The organism is Castellaniella sp. (genome assembly GCF_034674885.1).
Classification (GTDB): Bacteria; Pseudomonadota; Gammaproteobacteria; order Burkholderiales; family Burkholderiaceae_B; genus Castellaniella.
On record NZ_JAUCDS010000001.1, the window covers coordinates 32,429 to 49,181 of the forward strand.

Annotated in this window: 13 protein-coding genes; 3 read left to right on the forward strand and 10 right to left on the reverse strand. The window is 64.6% G+C overall.

Features of this window, described 5'->3' with window-relative positions; all coding sequences use genetic code 11:
• Window positions 1-18: 18 nt before the first annotated feature.
• From VDP74_RS00175 to VDP74_RS00210, 8 genes are all read right to left on the reverse strand, one after another.
• Window positions 19-738 carry an ABC transporter ATP-binding protein gene (locus VDP74_RS00175; protein WP_322997586.1) on the reverse strand — a complete coding sequence of 240 codons (720 nt, stop codon included), beginning with the start codon at window positions 736-738 and terminating at the stop codon, window positions 19-21.
• Window positions 732-2,666: a branched-chain amino acid ABC transporter ATP-binding protein/permease gene (locus VDP74_RS00180; RefSeq protein WP_322997587.1), complete on the reverse strand. Its 1,935-nt coding sequence runs from the start codon at window positions 2,664-2,666 to the stop codon at window positions 732-734. The genes VDP74_RS00175 and VDP74_RS00180 overlap by 7 nt, the downstream gene beginning before the upstream one ends.
• 3 nt (window positions 2,667-2,669) lie before the next feature.
• A complete protein-coding gene (locus VDP74_RS00185; protein WP_322997588.1) occupies window positions 2,670-3,545 on the reverse strand; it encodes a branched-chain amino acid ABC transporter permease in 876 nt (291 codons plus the stop codon).
• A gap of 114 nt (window positions 3,546-3,659) precedes the next feature.
• Window positions 3,660-4,874 carry an ABC transporter substrate-binding protein gene (locus tag VDP74_RS00190; protein ID WP_322997589.1) on the reverse strand — a complete coding sequence of 405 codons (1,215 nt, stop codon included), beginning with the start codon at window positions 4,872-4,874 and terminating at the stop codon, window positions 3,660-3,662.
• Window positions 4,875-5,006: 132 nt separating this feature from the next.
• Entirely contained in the window at window positions 5,007-5,930 is a 924-nt protein-coding gene (locus VDP74_RS00195) for a LysR substrate-binding domain-containing protein (RefSeq protein ID WP_322997590.1), read from the reverse strand.
• Window positions 5,931-6,025: 95 nt separating this feature from the next.
• Window positions 6,026-7,327, reverse strand: a complete 1,302-nt coding sequence (locus tag VDP74_RS00200; RefSeq protein ID WP_322997591.1) for a sulfate adenylyltransferase subunit 1 — start codon at window positions 7,325-7,327, stop codon at window positions 6,026-6,028.
• Window positions 7,327-8,244: a sulfate adenylyltransferase subunit CysD gene (gene cysD, locus VDP74_RS00205; RefSeq protein ID WP_322997592.1), complete on the reverse strand. Its 918-nt coding sequence runs from the start codon at window positions 8,242-8,244 to the stop codon at window positions 7,327-7,329. Before cysD ends, VDP74_RS00200 begins: the two co-directional genes overlap by 1 nt.
• Window positions 8,241-9,029: a phosphoadenylyl-sulfate reductase gene (locus VDP74_RS00210; RefSeq protein WP_322997834.1), complete on the reverse strand. Its 789-nt coding sequence runs from the start codon at window positions 9,027-9,029 to the stop codon at window positions 8,241-8,243. The genes cysD and VDP74_RS00210 overlap by 4 nt, the downstream gene beginning before the upstream one ends.
• Before the next feature lie 253 nt (window positions 9,030-9,282).
• On the opposite strand from VDP74_RS00210, the gene VDP74_RS00215 reads away from it, so the two are divergent.
• Both VDP74_RS00215 and VDP74_RS00220 read left to right on the forward strand, forming a co-directional pair.
• Window positions 9,283-10,572 (forward strand): Glu/Leu/Phe/Val dehydrogenase, encoded by a 1,290-nt coding sequence (locus tag VDP74_RS00215; RefSeq protein WP_322997593.1) that lies wholly within the window; start codon window positions 9,283-9,285, stop codon window positions 10,570-10,572.
• Window positions 10,572-11,543: an asparaginase gene (locus VDP74_RS00220; RefSeq protein WP_322997594.1), complete on the forward strand. Its 972-nt coding sequence runs from the start codon at window positions 10,572-10,574 to the stop codon at window positions 11,541-11,543. Before VDP74_RS00215 ends, VDP74_RS00220 begins: the two co-directional genes overlap by 1 nt.
• Before the next feature lie 100 nt (window positions 11,544-11,643).
• Here VDP74_RS00220 and tdh read toward each other — a convergent pair whose 3' ends face one another.
• Window positions 11,644-12,681 carry an L-threonine 3-dehydrogenase gene (gene tdh, locus VDP74_RS00225; RefSeq protein WP_322997595.1) on the reverse strand — a complete coding sequence of 346 codons (1,038 nt, stop codon included), beginning with the start codon at window positions 12,679-12,681 and terminating at the stop codon, window positions 11,644-11,646.
• 68 nt (window positions 12,682-12,749) lie between these two features.
• Window positions 12,750-13,958, reverse strand: coding sequence for a glycine C-acetyltransferase (locus VDP74_RS00230; protein WP_322997596.1), 1,209 nt, complete (start codon window positions 13,956-13,958; stop codon window positions 12,750-12,752).
• 176 nt (window positions 13,959-14,134) lie between these two features.
• On the opposite strand from VDP74_RS00230, the gene VDP74_RS00235 reads away from it, so the two are divergent.
• Window positions 14,135-16,717, forward strand: a complete 2,583-nt coding sequence (locus VDP74_RS00235; RefSeq protein WP_322997597.1) for an EAL domain-containing protein — start codon at window positions 14,135-14,137, stop codon at window positions 16,715-16,717.
• The last annotated feature ends 36 nt before the right edge of the window (window positions 16,718-16,753 follow it).

Below are 16,753 nucleotides of genomic sequence, written 5' to 3' on the forward strand. Positions count from 1 at the left end.
TCCCTGGAGGCCTCCGAGTCAATGCCCCCCCAGGTACGCCGCCGCCACGGCCGGGTCGCTGCGTAACTGGGCAGCCGGGCCCTCGAGCGCAATGCGGCCGTTTTCCAGCACGTACCCATAATCCGCCACCGCCAGGGCCGCCGCCGCGAACTGCTCGACCAGCAGCATGGTGACGCCCTCGCCCTTCAGGCGAGAGATGATGCGAAAGACCTCGTCCACCAGAATCGGAGCCAGCCCCATGGAAGGCTCGTCGAGCAAAATGACCTCGGGGTTCAGCATGACCGCCCGGGCCATCGCCAGCATTTGCTGTTCTCCGCCCGACAGGGTGCCTGCCAGCTGGGCGCGGCGTTCCTGCAGACGCGGGAACAATTCCAGCGCGCGGGCCAGGTCATGATCCACATCGCCTTTGGCGCGGCTGCCGGTCAGGCGCGGAAAGGCCCCCAGCAGCAGATTGTCCGTGACACTGAGCGTCGGGAAGACCCGCCGCCCTTCGGGGGAGTGAGCCAGGCCCAGGCGAGCAATCCGATGGGATTCCAGGCCCTGGATCTGCCGATCGCCCAGCGTAATGACGCCCGCCGATGGCCGCAGCATCCCCGAAATCGCCTTCATGGTGGTGGTCTTCCCGGCCCCGTTCGAGCCGATCAGGGTCACGACCTTGCCAGCCGGGACTTCCAGGCTGATGCCGTGCAGGACCTTGACCTTGCCGTAACCGGCTTCCAGATTTTCGATTTTCAGCATGCTTGGGCTCCTGCCTGTTCACCGCCCAGATAGGCCTCGATCACTCGCGGATCCGCCTGCACGTCCAGCGGCAGGCCTTCGGCAATTTTCTGGCCAAAATCCAGTACCGACACGGCGTCGCAGACGCCCATCACCACGTCCATATGGTGCTCGATCAGAATCACGGTCAAGCCGCGATCCTTGATCTTGCGCATGATGGTCAACAGTTCCTCGATGTCGGGCGCCGTCAGCCCGGCTGCAGGCTCGTCGAGCAGCAACAGGTGCGGGTCCAGGGCCAACGCCCGTGCGATTTCCAGCAGACGCTGCTTGCCATAGGGCAGATTGCGGGCTTCCTCGTTGGCCAACGACGCCAGGCCGACGAAGTCCAGCAGCGCATAGGCGCGAGTCCGAGCCGCCTGTTCTTCCCGGCGCCACAGCGGCAGACGCAAAGCGATGCTGCTCAGGCCGCTCTTGAAAGTGTGGTGCAGGCCGACGAGAACATTTTCCAGCGCCGTCATTTCGCCGAACAGCTGCACGTTCTGGAAGGTCCGCGCCACACCTCGTGCGGCAATCTCCGACGAGGACAGGCCCGCCAGATCCTTGCCGGCGAAGACCACGGAACCCGACGTCGGCACGTAGATGCCGGTCAGCACGTTCATCATGGTGCTCTTGCCCGAGCCATTGGGCCCGATCAGGCCGTGGATCGTGCCGCGCCGGACCTCCAGGTCGACTTCATTGAGTGCCTTGAGCCCGCCGAACTGCATGATGGCCCGATTGACCGAGAGCAGCACCCCATGCGAGGCGTCCGGATCGCGGCCCACCTGGGCCAGATCCGGCGTCACGGTTGCCGGCGCCTCGGCATCCTGTCGGCGCCGGGTCCAGAACTGCGCGACGAAGCCGACGATGCCATCCGGCAGGTAATACACGACGAACAGGATCATCAGGCCGAAGATGGTCAGTCGCCAATCGGTCATCTGCTCCAGCACCAGCGACCCCGCCGCCAGAGCCAGCGAGCCGACGACGGGGGCTGCCATGCGTTTCCAGGTGGCCCGGCCACGCCGCACGGCGACCGTCGCGCCGACGCACACCAGCACCGCCAGGCCGATGGCCAGCGGACGGAACGTGGACACGTCATCCAGCATCTTGGGCAACAGGACGATGATGGCTGCCCCCAGCAGGGCCCCGGAACGCGTCTTGCGCCCGCCCATGATGATGGCCAGCAGGAACAGCACCATCAGTTCAAAGGTGTAGGTGTTGGGCGAGATGTACTGTTCGGAATACGCATGCAGCGCCCCTGACAGCCCCGCCAGACCGGCGCTGATGACGAAGGCGACGACCTTGTAGCGATAGACGGACACCCCCATGCAATCGCAGGCGATCGGGCTGTCGCGCAGCGCCTCGAAGGCACGGCCGTAATGCGAACGCGCCACCCGTTCGGTGAACAGCACCGACAGGGACAGCAGGCCCAGCACCAGCCAGAAGAACTCCGGGCCACTGAGCATGTGGTCGCCGATCATGGGCTTGTCCAGGCTGATGCCCAAAGGCCCCGCCGTCAGGAAGCCCATTTCATTGATCAGGATCTGGATGATCGTGCCGAAAGCCAGTGTGACCATCGCCAGATAAGGCCCGGTCACCCGCAAGGAAGGCAGTGCCAGGATCACGCCGAAGACGGCGGTGACCGCGATGGCCGCCGGAATCGTCACCCAGAAGGGCATGTTCAGCTGCAGGATCAACACCCCGACGGTATAGGCCCCGATGCCGAACAGCCCGGCGTGGCCCAGAGATACCTGGCCTGTGTAGCCGACCACAATGTCCAGCCCCAGCAGCAACACTGCATAGATCAGGATTGTTTCGATCAGATGCAGGTAATACGGGTTCTGCACCACCAGCGGCACGGCGGCCAGGATGGCTGCCAGCGCCACAAACGAGAGCAATGACTTCTTGTTCATGGATCAGACCTTCTTGATCGCGGTTTTGCCGAACAGACCGGCCGGGCGCAACGTCAACACGAGCAGCAGCAGGATCAGGCCGGGCACGTCTTTGTAGCCCGTAGACAGGTAGAAGCCGGTCATGGTTTCGATCACACCCAGGAGCAGGCCGCCTACGATGGCGCCCAGGCCGCTGTTGAGTCCGCCCACAATGGCGACTGCAAAGGCCTTCAGGCCCAGGACGGCGCCCATCGAGGCGCCCGTCAGCGTCAATGGCGCCACCAGCACGCCAGCGAAGGCCGCCGTCAGCGACGACAGCGCATAGGAAAACGTAATGACCAGCTTGGTGTTGATGCCCATGAGGCCGGCGGCATCCCGGTCGCCCGAGGTGGCCACTACGGCCTTGCCGTAGATCGACCTGCGGTTGAACAGTTCGATGGCGCCCATGATCAGCAACGCGCCTGCGACCACCAGCAATTCCATCGGCAGGATATGGGCGCCGAAGACCGTGAACGGCGTCTCCGAGACAGGCGACGGAAAACGCAAGGCATCCCGCCCCCAGACATTTTCCGCGACATTGCGAAAGATGATGCCCAGGGCGATGGTGGCCATGATCCAGCCGAACTCGGATCGGGCCTCGATCGCCGGGCGCACAGCCACACGTTCGACCACGGCCCCCTGCAGCATGCCGAAGATGCAGACCAGGGGAATCATCAGCCAGTAGCTGATCCCGAAACCGACCAGCGTCAACCCCACCAGCCCACCCAGCATGAGGGCATCGCCCTGACCAAAGTTCAGGGTCTCCGAGGTGGCATACGTCAGTTGATAACCAAAGGCAATGACCGCATAGATCATGCCCAGCGCAATGCCGCTATAGGCAAGCTGCAGAAAAATCGTCATGACACATTCCAACGAAACGCGCCGTCCGGCAGGCGGAACCGCACCGGACGGCGCTGCGTGACATGCCTCCCCCAGGCCGACAGGCCAGGAGGAAGAGGCACGGATCGGGCAGAGTTACTGCGCGGCCTGGCCGGAATTGGCGATGCTGCGCTTCTCGTCTTCCGCGTGTGCGAAGATCACACGGCCCTTGGACACCTCGCCCATGTACACCATGTCGGGAGAATCGATGGTTTCGTGGTCAGCCGCCGAATACGGCTGTTTGTAGGTCATGATCACGCCCTCGACCGGCTTCTGCAGGTTTTCCAGAGCGGCGCGGATATCCGGTCCCTTGGTGCTGCCAGCCTGCTGGATGGCGGCCGCCAGCAGCAGGACCGAGTCATAGCCCTGAGCGGCCGACACGGCCGATTCCATGACGCCGTTCTTCGGATTGTCTGCCTTGACGTAGGCGTCGATGAAGGCCTTGCGCCTGGGCGTATTGGGGTTCTGGATGAAGGTCTGCGGCATCAGGGCGCCGTCGCCGTTGGCACGTGCCGTATCGATGAAGTTGGCCATGGCCAGAGTCCAGCTGCCGATCATCGGCACCTTCCAGCCCAGCTTCGCCATGCCATTGGCCAGCTGCGCCAGTTCGGGTCCGATCGCATAGGTCAGCAGGGCCTCGGCGCCGGCTTCCTTGGCGCGCAGCAGCTGCGCAGTCATGTCGACGTCACCGATGTTGAATTTTTCCTCGGCGACCGGTTTGACGCCCAGTTTCTCCAGGGCCTTTTCCATGTCCTCGCGGCCCAGCTGGCCGTAGTTGGTCGAGTCGGCCATGATGGCGACCTTCTTGAAACCACGCTTGGTCACGGCTTCGGCGGCGATCATCGGCGCCTGGATATTGTCTGCGGCCGAGGTGCGGAACACGTAGTTGTGCGGGTACTTCGGCTGTTCAAACTGCCGGGACACCAGCGTGCCCGTGGACACGTTGACGATGACCGGAATCTGGGCCTGTTGGTAGAAACGGGTCCCTGCCAGAGCCACCCCGGTATTGATGAAACCCAGGGATGCCACCACCCGTTCGCGGTTGATGAGTTCCTGGGCGATCTGCACGCCGCGCTCGTTCTTGGCCTCGTCGTCGCGTTCGACCAGTTCCAGCTGGCGACCCAGCACACCGCCCTGGGCGTTGATTTCCTTGGCGGCGATGCGCACACCTTCGCGCATGCTCACGCCCATGGAGGAAGAACCCCCGGTATACGGGCCGGACACGCCGATCTTGATGGTGTCCGCCGCTTGAACCGTGGCGGCCAGCGACAGCGTCAGCGCGGCCGCCAGGCAGGTCTTGGAAAATTTCATGAGGTCTCCTGTGCTCGATGCGGCCGACTTTCGACGCCGGCCATGAATGGTATCGGCGGAAAGTCTAGCGATCCGTCACGGGAGCGGTTGGAAAATGCCTCGGGGCAGTGCGGAAAATAATTCCGCACCCATTCATTCCCCCAGGGGAAGACCCGGAATCCGGCGGCAGAGATCCCGGAGCCATAGGGAAAACGATAGTCTGATTCCCACCTGGGGTACGGAGGCATCGTGACACAGGTAATAGTGGGAGTCCGGGGCTGCGGTCACCGCAAAAGGCGCCACCAGTTGCCCAGTTCGCAGGCTGTGGCCGGCCAGGCTGCGGCGGGTGATCATCACGCCCTGGCCTGCGCATGCGGCCGCCATGGCCATGCCCAGATCGAAGTAGCTCACCCCTTCCTCGGGTTCGGGCCAGTCCAGCCCTGCCGCATCGAACCAGGGTTTCCAGGGATCCAGGGGGCTGTGCAGCAAGTGGCCGGGCTGCAGGTCCGAGGGCTGGCGCAAGGGTCCGTGGTGGCGCAGATATTCCGGGGAACACGCAGGAAAGACCACATCGTCGGTCAGCAGTTCGGAGACGGCCCCGGGGTAGCGCCCCAGCCCGAACCGAATCCAGAAATCGGCCTGTGACGGCCCGATGTCCAGGTAAGGAATGGACATCACGACGCTGAGATCCAGATTGGGATGCATCTGCATGAACTCGTGCAGATGCGGCCCCAGCACCCAGTGGCCGAAGGACGGGGTCGTCACCAGGCGCAGGCTTTCGCGCGGTTTCTTGGCGCGATGATGCAGCGAGACATCGGACAACAGGTGCAGCGCCGTCCCGATCTGTTCCAGATATTCATGCCCGACGGCCGTCAGCATCACGCCCCGGCTGCCCCGATCGAACAAGGGCTGGCCCAGCAGGGCTTCCAATTGGGTGATGCGCTTTCCCACCGCGCTGGCCGTGAGGCAGAGTTCTTCAGCGGCGCGGCCAAAAGAACCCAGGCGGGCAGCCGATTCGAATGCCCGGATCGTTGCCAGAGAGGGCAGGCGGACATTCTGTTGGGCGAGTGACATCATCGCGGGATCCCGGGCGCTGATTGGATGAACGATCAGGCATTGTGTCACAGCATCCGATCACCGCCTATCGGTCGCCGCAGCGCCCTCTCCCGTCATCAATCCAGACGCACCAGCCCCGCTGCCGCCGTCTGGTTCGTGGCGGTGTCGATCAGGATGAACGCACCTGTCGTGCGCTGCATCCCGTAGTCGTCCAGCGCCAGCGCGTCGCGGGTGCGCAGCCGCACCCGGCCGATGTCGTTCATGGCCAGAGTGCCGTTCCATTCGACCGCGCGCAACTCATGGATGTCGCGCCGAGTCTGCACGGCCTGGATGCGGGCCTGGGTCAGGCGGCTGCCCAGCTTCAGCCAGTACAGGCGGGCGGGATTCAAGGCCTGCTGATCCAGCCAGCACAGATCGGCGTCGAAATCCTGCCGCAAGACCGGTTGCGCATGACCGTCCACCAGCAGGTCCCCGCGCGATACGTCGATGTCGCGGTCCAGCACCACGGTGATGCTGTCGCCCGCCTGGGCTTCGTCCAGTTCCTGATCGCCGCGCAGCAGCCGCGCAATGGTTGCCGTTTCCCGGCTGGGCAGCACCTGCACGGCTTCGCCCACCCGCCAGGCGCCGCCCTGCAATTGGCCGGCATAGCCCCGGAACGCACCGGGGCCGCTGCCCTGATGGCGGATGACCCACTGCACGAAAAACCGGACCCGGCCATTGCCCTTGTGCGGATCCAGCGGCAGGCTTTCCAGCAGCGGCAGCAGCGGCAGGCCCTGGTACCACGAGGTCAGGCTGCTAGGCCGCACGACGTTGTCGCCGGACAGGGCCGACAGCGGCACGATGTGGAAATGAGGGATGTCCAGCCGCACCGCCAGATCCCGGTAGGCGGCATGGATACGGTCGAACACCGCCTTGTCCCAACCCACCAGATCCATCTTGTTGACGGCCACGATGATGTGCTGCAGGCCCAGCAGGCGCGCCAGCGTGCTGTGCCGCTTGGTTTGCGGCAGCAGTTCGCCGTCGGCCACCCGACTGGCGTCGATCAGGATGATGGCGGCATCCGCCGTCGATGCGCCCGTGACCATGTTGCGCGTGTACTGTTCGTGTCCCGGCGCATCGGCGACGATGAACTTGCGCACCGGCGTGGCGAAATAGCGGTAGGCGACGTCGATGGTGATGCCCTGTTCGCGTTCTGCCTCCAGCCCGTCGGTCAGCAGCGCCAGATCGTATTGCGCATCCGGCGCGCGGGTGTATTTGGACCCGGCGATGGCCTTCAGCTGATCGGCGAACACGCCCTTGCTATCCAGCAGCAGGCGACCGATCAGCGTGGACTTCCCGTCGTCCACGGACCCGGCCGTGATCAGGCGCAACACCCCGGTTTCAGGATCGGCAGGCCATTGTTCATTGATTGCATTCATCAGAAATATCCTTGTTTCTTGCGCCGTTCCATCGACGCCTCTGAAGTCTGGTCGTCCATGCGGGTAGCGCCACGCTCGGTCAGGGTGGCGACCGCCGTCTCGGCAATGATGTCGGCCGGCGTGGCGGCGTCGGACGCCACCGGGCAGGTGCAGGACACATCGCCCACCGTGCGAAAGCGCACCGTCAACCGTTCGCCGCGCTCGCCCTCGCGCGGGGGCGTCAGGGGGGTCACGGGAACCAGCAGCCCCTGGCGGCGCACGACCTCGCGTTCATGCGCGTAATACAGGGACGGCAGTGCCAGCTGTTCGCGCTCGATGTATTGCCAGACATCCAGTTCCGTCCAGTTGGAGATCGGGAACACGCGGATGTTCTCGCCGGCATGGACGCGCGTGTTGTACAGATTCCAGAGTTCCGGACGCTGGGCCTTGGGGTCCCACTGGCCGAATTCATCGCGAAAGGAACAGATGCGTTCCTTGGCGCGGGCCTTTTCCTCGTCGCGCCGGGCGCCGCCGATGCAGGCGTCAAAGCCGAATTCCGCAATGGATTCCAGCAGCGTCGTGGCCTGCGCCGCATTGCGCGAATCCGTGGCGTGGCGCAGCACCACGGTGCCCCGGGCGATGGAATCCTCGACACTGCGCACGATCAATTCTTCGCCCAGTTCTGCCACGCGGCGATCGCGAAAGGCGATCACTTCGGGGAAGTTGTGCCCGGTGTCGATATGCATCAGGGGAAAGGGGAACCGCCCAGGTCGGAAAGCCTTTTCCGCCAGCCGCAATAGGACGCAGGAATCCTTGCCGCCGGAAAACAGCAGCACGGGCCGGGCACATTCGGCTGCGACTTCGCGCAGAATGTGAATGGCTTCGGATTCCAGCCAATCCAGATGGGTGCGGGTCGAGGAAGCGATTGCAGTGGTCATGATGAAAGAATGGATCCGACAGAAACAGGATGAAGAGGATCGACCGCCCGGGGGCGCACTCCGGGGCGATCCGTCAGGTTGGAAGCATGCAGGCCGCATTCGCGGCTGTCGCGCTGTTCCCACCACCAGCGGCCGGCGCGGGGGTCTTCGCCCGGGCGCACCGCCCGGGTACAGGGCTCGCAGCCGATGGATGGATAGCCCAGATCGTGCAGCGGGTTGTAGGGAATGCCCAGCGCTCGCACGACAGCCCAGACCTCGTCGGACGTCCAGCCGGCCAGCGGATTGAACTTCTGCAGGCCAAAGGCATCGTCCCACTGCGATTCGGGCAGGTCCGTGCGCGTCACGGACTGCTCGCGGCGCTGCCCCGTGATCCAGGCGGAATGCCCTGCCAGCACACGGCGCAGGGGTTCGACCTTGCGGATGCCGCAGCACTCCTTGCGCAATTCGACGCTTTCATAAAAGGCGAACTCCCCGTGCGCCGCCACATGCGCCTGCACGGCAACGGGATCGGGATGCATGATCCGCACATCGATGCCATAGCGATCGCGGACAACGTCCACCATGGCGAGGGTCTGCGCGTGCAGCCGCCCCGTATCCAGCATGAAAACGCCCAGAGGCTGCGGCCGCTGAGCCAGGGCATGGATCAGCAAGGTGTCCTCCACCCCCATGGACGTGGCCAGGACGGCATCGGGATGCGCCGCAGCAATCGCCTCCAGGCGGGCCAGCAGGGCCTGCCAACGGCGCGAAAGCGAAGCGGTCAGGGGATCGGACACGGCATTCTCCATCAGGATGGCGCGGGAAGAACAAACGGACGACACCGGCCCGCGACGAAGCCCAGTGTGCCCGCGCAGGCGCCGCAACGGAACGAAAAAATCGTTGATTCCATATAACCTCGGCCAAACCCGGAACGGAGCCGCGCAGCCGTCCGTTTCGACACAAGCCAACCGCCCATGGGTTCCACAGATGCGTGGGGCGGCACTAAAATGGTGCCGGTTGTATGTCCTTGTCATTTCTGAATTCACCAAAAGGCTGAGCATCATGGCTGAACTGCATTCCCACCCCGTGCCCTCGTACCTGGATCCCGCCCATCCGGGGCCCTGGGGGATCTACCTGGAGCAGGTCGACCGGGTGACGCCCTACCTGGGCAACCTGGCCCGCTGGGTTGAAACCCTGAAACGCCCCAAGCGCATCCTGATCGTGGACGTCCCCGTCGAACTGGACAACGGCACGGTGGCCCACTTCGAAGGCTATCGGGTGCAGCACAATACCTCGCGCGGGCCGGGCAAGGGCGGCGTGCGCTTCCACCAGGACGTCACCCTGTCCGAAGTCATGGCCCTGTCGGCCTGGATGTCGGTGAAATCCGCCGCCGTCAATCTGCCCTTCGGCGGCGCCAAGGGCGGCATCCGCATCGATCCGCACCTGTACTCCCATTCCGAACTCGAGCGCATCACCCGCCGCTATACCAGCGAAATCCACGACATCATCGGCCCCAGCAAAGACATCCCCGCGCCTGACGTGAACACCAACGGCCAGATCATGGCCTGGATGATGGACACGTATTCCATGAACGAGGGCCGTACCACGACCGGCGTGGTGACGGGCAAGCCCGTCTCGCTGGGCGGCAGCCTGGGCCGCATCGAGGCGACCGGGCGCGGCGTGTACGTGATCGCCTGCGAAGCCGCGCGCGAATCGGGCATCGACATCAAGGGCGCGCGCATCGCCATCCAGGGCTTCGGCAACGTGGGCGGCACGGCGGCGCGCCTGTTCCAAGAAGCCGGCGCCCAGGTCGTTGCCGTGTATGACCACACGGGCATCGTCTACGACGAGCGCGGCCTGAACGTTCCCGGCCTGCTCGAACACGTGCACGAGACCGGCGGCGTGGCCGGCGCGCCCGGCACCCAGTCGCTCGACCCCAAGGAATTCTGGTCGCTGGAAACCGACATCCTGATCCCGGCCGCCCTGGAAGGCCAGATCACCCATGAAAATGCAGGCCTGATCCGCACCCGCATCCTGGTCGAAGGCGCCAACGGCCCAACCACCCCGGAAGCCGATGACATCATCTCGGCCAAGGGCACGGTCATCGTTCCCGACGTGGTGGCCAACGCCGGCGGCGTCACGGTCAGCTACTTCGAATGGGTACAGGACTTCTCCAGCTTCTTCTGGACGGAACAGGAAATCAACCACCGCCTGGAAGCCATGATGCGGTCGGCCTACAGCGCGATGTCGGGGGTGGCCCGCCAGCACGGGGTATCGCTGCGCACGGCGGCCTTCATCGTGGCGTGCTCGCGCATTCTCGAAGCCCGCCAGGTGCGCGGCCTGTACCCCTGATGCGCCGCCTGCTGCTGATCGGCACGGGCGGCACGATCGCCGCCACGGCCGATGCCCACCGGCTGACCGACTATCAGGTCACGGAGGGCATCGAATCCATGCTGGCCGCCATCCCGGGGGCCCGCAGCCTGGCCGACATCCGCTGCGAACAGCCGTTCAACGTGGACAGCAGGGCGCTGCGCACCGCACAGGTGCTGCAGCTGGCCAGGCGGGTTCACCAGGCGGCCCAGGACGACACGCTGGATGGCATCGTCATCACGCATGGCACCGACAGCCTGGAAGAAACCGCGTTTCTGCTGCACCTGACGGTGCGCACTGCGAAACCCATCGTGCTGGTGGGCGCCATGCGCCCGGCCTCGGCGCCCAGCGCCGACGGCCCCCTGAACCTGATCAACGCGCTATTGACGGCCCGTGACCCATCCAGTGTCGGGCGCGGGGTCCTGATCGCCATGAACGACCGCATCCTGACGGCGCGCCACGCCAGCAAGGGCCACACCACCCGGGTGGACGCCTTCGGCGGCGACGGCCAGGGAGTCCTGGGGGCAGTCTGCGACGGCCAGGTCCGCTACCAGCAGCACCCCGATCCGTCGACGGCCGCAGCCCTGCCCCTATCCGGACTGCGTTCACTGCCTGCCGTGGACATCATCCATGATTACCAGGACGCCCCGCTGCATCCCTACCAGGCCGCCATTCAGGCCGGGGCCCGGGGCATCGTGGTGGCGGGCATGGGCAACGGCAGCCTCAGCCCGGCAGCCGGACGCGGCTGCGCCCAGGCGCTGCGCAAGGGCCTGATCTGCGTGCGGGCCAGCCACGTGCCACGCGGCCCGGTCACGGACAAGGCGTCCGATGCCGACACGGGCCTGCTGGCAGCCCACGACCTGAATCCGCTGCAGGCGCGCATCGCGCTGCGCCTGGCCTTGGCGCACGGAATGGACCGCGACGCCATCGGGGTATTGCTGCGGCGGTTGTAGACAGGCGTCGCACCTGTCTGCAGCTGGGGCATCTATCTCTCCACGTCGCGGCTTGCAAGCCGCTCCGATTCGATAGGCATATAAGGGTCCGCAGGGATCCTTATATGTCCGATCTCATCCAATCCAATATGACCTTGCCGCTTTGCCCCGACAACATGGCCTCGAAGCCCTGACGATATTCCGCCACCGGGAAATGATGTGTCAGGATGGGCGACAGATCCAGGCCGCTTTGCAGCATCGCCACCATTTTGTACCAGGTCTCGAACATCTGCCGGCCATAGATGCCCTTGATTTCCAGCCCCTTGAAGATGATCTGGCTCCAGGCGGCGCCGACTCCATCGGGCAGAATGCCCAGCATGGCGACCTTGCCGCCGTGATTCATCTGTTCCAGCATGGTCGCAAACGCGCTGGGCACCCCCGACATTTCCAGCCCGACGTCGAAGCCTTCGGTCATGCCGAGTTCGCGCATCACGTCGCGCAGGTCCTCGCGGGCGACGTTCACCGTGCGGCTGGCGCCCATGCGGGCAGCCAGATCCAGGCGGTAATCGTTCACATCCGTGATGACGACGTTGCGGGCTCCCACATGGCGGGCAATGGCGGCAGCCATGGCGCCAATAGGGCCGGCGCCGGTGATCAGGACGTCCTCGCCCACCAGATCGAAGGCCAGCGCGGTATGCGTGGCATTGCCATACGGATCGAAGATGGCCGCCAGGTCGTCGGAGACGTCGTCCGGGATGCGAAAGGCATTGAACGCCGGTATCACCAGGTAGTCGGCAAAGGCGCCTGGCCGGTTGACGCCCACGCCTTGGGTGTTGCGGCACAGATGGCGGCGCCCCGCCCGGCAATTGCGGCAATGCCCACAGGTGATGTGGCCTTCGCCGGAGACCCGATCGCCGATCCTGAAGCCCTGGACTTCCTGGCCGATCTCGACGATTTCGCCTACGTACTCATGGCCGACGTGCATGGGCACGGGAATGGTGCGCGCCGCCCATTCGTCCCATTTCCAGATATGGATGTCGGTCCCGCAGATCGCAGTCTTGCGGATGCGGATCAGGATATCGTTGTGCCCGATCGCGGGTTTGGGCACATCCACCAGTTCCAGCCCTGCGGCGGGCTGGGTCTTGGCCAAGGCTCTCATGGGAACTCCGTCAGTCAATTTAACGTGCGGGCCGGGAGCAGCCCGCAGTGTCGGTTCGGGAGAGGTCGTCAGGCAGGCCCGATGACGCTCAGTTCGCGGCCGACGCGCGCGAACGCATCGACCGCCCGGTCGATGTCCGCCGGCGTATGCGCCGCGCTCATTTGGGTCCGGATGCGGGCTTTGCCCTTGGGCACCACGGGATAGGAAAACCCGATCACGTAGATGCCCTGCGCCAACAGGGCGTCGGCCATGCGCCCGGCCAGCGCCGCATCCCCCAGCATGACGGGGATGATCGGATGCTGTCCCGGCACCAGGGTGAATCCCAGCGCCTGCATGGCCTGGCGAAAACGCTGGCCGTTCTGGTGCACCCGGGCCCGCAGTCGATCGCCTTCGGCGTCCTGCAACAAGGCCAGCACCCTGCGCGATGCTGCCACGATGGCCGGCGCCAGGGTATTGGAGAACAGATAGGGGCGCGAGCGCTGGCGCAACAGATCGACCACGACTGCATCGGCGGCCACGTAGCCGCCCGAAGCCCCGCCCAGGGCCTTGCCCAGCGTACCGGTCAGAATGTGCACCCGCCCCTGTACGCCGCAGTATTCCGGCGTGCCTCGTCCCCCTGCCCCCATGAACCCCACCGCGTGGGAATCGTCGACCATGACCAGGGCGTCGAATTCGTCGGCCAGATCGCAGATGGCAGGCAGATCGGCAATGATGCCGTCCATCGAGAACACGCCGTCGGTGGCGATCATCACATGACGGGCGCCGCCGTTGCGCGCAGCCTGCAGCTGGGCGCGCAGATCGGCCATGTCGTTGTTGGCATAGCGATAGCGACGCGCCTTGCACAGGCGCACGCCATCGATGATGCTGGCATGATTCAGGGCATCGCTGACGATGGCATCCTGTTCGTCCAGCAAGGCTTCGAACAGGCCGCCATTGGCATCGAAACAACTGGAATAGAGGATGGCGTCACCCATGCCCAGCCAGTGGGCCAGTTCGGATTCAAGTGCCTTGTGACCGGATTGGGTCCCGCAGATGAAACGCACCGAAGCCATACCGAAACCGTCTGCGGCCAGCCCAGCCTGGGCGGACTCGATCAGACGCGGATCATTGGCCAGCCCCAGATAGTTGTTGGCGCAGAAATTCAAGACCTGGGCGCCGTCCGCCAACTGTATCTGCGCCGCCTGCTGGCTGGCGATGATACGTTCGGACTTATAGAAGCCGTCGGTCTGCAGCTGCCCGATCCGGGCGCGCGCGTCGGCAAGAAATGCCTGGGACATGATTCACCTTTTGGGAGAACGTCGAAAACCTGCTGGCATTGTACGCCGGGCCCCAACGCGCCAACCCCATCTTGTCGGACAATCGATGAAACTGTTGACAATCTGACTGCCTGTGCGTGACATTGCTCTGAAACGCGGCAGCCTATGATTGCAACATCCGTTCTATATCTAGCCCTATGCGTCTGCATGCTCGCACGATTCTTGCAATTTTCCGGCTGGCCCTGGCGTTCTGCCTGGCTCTGGCCGCCGTGCGGGCGCAAGCCCTGACCCTGAAGGTCGGCATCTACGACCAGAAGCCGGACGTGTACATCGGCGCCAACGGCCGGCCGGCCGGCATCCTGGGCGAATTGCTGAACGAGATCGCGCGCCGCGAAGGCTGGACCCTGCAAACCCAGTCCTGCGCCTGGGAAACCTGCCTGCAACTGCTGGCCGATCGCCAGATCGATCTGCTGCCCGACGTGTACTACACCCCCGAACGCGCCCAGATATACGGCCTGCACCACGTGCCGGCCCTGCACAGCTGGTCGCAGATCTACGCCGCGCCCAACAGCGGCCTCCACTCGATCACCGACCTGAAAGGCCATACCGTGGCGGTGCTGGCCGGGTCCACGCAACAGGACTACCTGCGCACGACCTTGGACGGCCTGGGCATCCAGGCCCAGATCGTGCCGGTCCAGCAGTTGGAAGAAGGCTTCCAGATGGTCAGCCGCCACCAGGCGGACGCGGTGGCGGCCGATTTCTACATCGGCGAGCTGACCGCCCGCGATTACAACCTGGCGGTCACAGCCATCGTCTTTCAGCCGACCCAGGCATTTTTCGCCACCCCGAAAGGCGAATACCCCGAGGTTCTGGCCGCCATCGACCGCTACCTGGGCATCTGGCAGGCAGATCCGAATTCGTTTTATTTCCGCACCCTGGATCACTGGCGCACACCTCAGTCTCGATCCGTCCTGAGCGACAACGCCGTCTGGATCGTGGCGGGAATGGCAGGTCTGCTGGCCCTGGTTCTCTGCATCGTCCTGGGGCTGAAAATCCAGATGAATCGGCAGCGCGAACGCCTGCGATCCAGCGAACGACGGCTGGATGCGATCCTGGACAGCGTCGACGCCATCGTCAGCATCAAGGACCCCAACGGGCTGTATGTATTCGCCAACCGCAAACTCGAAGAATTCCTGGGAGTCGGACCGGGAGACGCCATCGGCCACCGCGACGCGGATTTCATCACAGACCCGCAATCTCTGAACTCGATCGAACAAAGCGACCAGACCATCCTCAACACCCGGGAACGCAGCGTCATCCAGCAGACCCTGAAACGCCCCGACGACGGCGACGCGCGCACATTGCTGACCATGAAAGCGCCCCTGCACACCCCCGATGGCGGCATCGAGGCCATCTGCGTGGTGGCCACCGACATCACCGACCGGCTGTTGGCTGAAAGAACCGCACACCGCCTGACTTACTATGACAGCCTGACCAATCTGCCCAACCGACGCATGGCGCTGGAGCGGTTGGAGCAAGTCATCGAGCATGCGCAGATTGATCGCGGCTGCGGAGCTTTGCTGCAGATCGATCTGGACAACTTCAAGAGGATCAACGACACCCAAGGCTATCGGGTCGGGGACCAGGTTCTGGCAGCCATCGCCGAGCGGCTGGCCCACGCGACGCGGGAACGCGACCTGGTCGCCCACACCAGCGCCGACGAATTCGTGGTGTTGATCGATGGCCTCTCGCCGGAACAGCACGACGCAGCCCGCATCGCAATGCACATCGCCGACAAGCTGCGGCTGGCGATTTCAGGCAACGCCCTGACCATCCAGGAATCCCCGGTCTTCGTCACCGCCAGCATCGGCCTGACCCTGATCCACGCAGGCAGCCAGACAAGCGACCGCGTCATGCGCGAAGCCGACATGGCCACCCAACGCGCCAAGGAACAGGGCGGCAACCAGGCCACGTTCTACGAACAGGAACTGCAGGCCGAAGTCGAACAGCGCCTGTGGCTGGAACGCGATCTGCTGCAGGCCATCAACACCCCGCAGCTGTCGCTGCACCTGCAACCCCAGTTCGGCCAGGACGGCCGCGTGTCCGGCGGCGAACTGCTGGCCCGCTGGCACCACCCCACCCGAGGCGCCATCTCCCCCGCCCTGTTCATTCCGGTGGCCGAGGAATCCGGCCTGATCAATCTGCTGGGAGCCTGGACGCTGGGGGTGGCCTGCGACACCTTGCTGACGCTGCAGTCCCTGGGGGAAACCTATCCCTTGTCGATCAACGTCAGTCCCAAGCGGCTGATGGACCCGCAGTTCGTGGACTATGTGCGCAACATGCTGGAACAAAAGGGCCTGCCGGGCAACCGCCTGATCTTCGAGGTCACCGAGGGCGTCCTGATCCAGGACATCCAGGCGGTCGCCCGGCGCATGCAGGCCCTGGCTCGGCTGGGCATCCGCTTTTCCATCGACGACTTCGGCACGGGCTACTCCAACCTGGCCTATCTCAAGCGCCTGCCTCTGTACGAGCTGAAGATCGACAAGAGCCTGATCCAGGACCTGCCGCACGACACCGACGGCATCGCCATCGTGCAGATGATCCTGGCCATGGCCGATCAGCTGAACCTGCGCGTCGTGGCCGAAGGCGTGGAAACCGAGGACCAGTCCCGTTTCCTGTTCCAGCACGACTGCCACGCCCTGCAGGGCTTCCTGCTGGCCCGACCCATGCCCATAGACGCCTGGATCAGCATCGTGCGCGAACGCGGCCGGGTCCAGTGACGTCCCATTCCCAGGACAAAAAAAGGCCCCGCCACA

Coding starts and splice junctions, on each gene's coding strand:
- VDP74_RS00175 (WP_322997586.1), bottom strand. CDS start 738: ATGCTGAAAATCGAAAATCTGGAAGCCGGTTACGGCAAGGTCAAGGTC.
- VDP74_RS00180 (WP_322997587.1), bottom strand. CDS start 2,666: ATGAACAAGAAGTCATTGCTCTCGTTTGTGGCGCTGGCAGCCATCCTG.
- VDP74_RS00185 (WP_322997588.1), bottom strand. CDS start 3,545: ATGACGATTTTTCTGCAGCTTGCCTATAGCGGCATTGCGCTGGGCATG.
- VDP74_RS00190 (WP_322997589.1), bottom strand. CDS start 4,874: ATGAAATTTTCCAAGACCTGCCTGGCGGCCGCGCTGACGCTGTCGCTG.
- VDP74_RS00195 (WP_322997590.1), bottom strand. CDS start 5,930: ATGATGTCACTCGCCCAACAGAATGTCCGCCTGCCCTCTCTGGCAACG.
- VDP74_RS00200 (WP_322997591.1), bottom strand. CDS start 7,327: ATGAATGCAATCAATGAACAATGGCCTGCCGATCCTGAAACCGGGGTG.
- cysD (WP_322997592.1), bottom strand. CDS start 8,244: ATGACCACTGCAATCGCTTCCTCGACCCGCACCCATCTGGATTGGCTG.
- VDP74_RS00210 (WP_322997834.1), bottom strand. CDS start 9,029: ATGGAGAATGCCGTGTCCGATCCCCTGACCGCTTCGCTTTCGCGCCGT.
- VDP74_RS00215 (WP_322997593.1), top strand. CDS start 9,283: ATGGCTGAACTGCATTCCCACCCCGTGCCCTCGTACCTGGATCCCGCC.
- VDP74_RS00220 (WP_322997594.1), top strand. CDS start 10,572: ATGCGCCGCCTGCTGCTGATCGGCACGGGCGGCACGATCGCCGCCACG.
- tdh (WP_322997595.1), bottom strand. CDS start 12,681: ATGAGAGCCTTGGCCAAGACCCAGCCCGCCGCAGGGCTGGAACTGGTG.
- VDP74_RS00230 (WP_322997596.1), bottom strand. CDS start 13,958: ATGTCCCAGGCATTTCTTGCCGACGCGCGCGCCCGGATCGGGCAGCTG.
- VDP74_RS00235 (WP_322997597.1), top strand. CDS start 14,135: ATGCGTCTGCATGCTCGCACGATTCTTGCAATTTTCCGGCTGGCCCTG.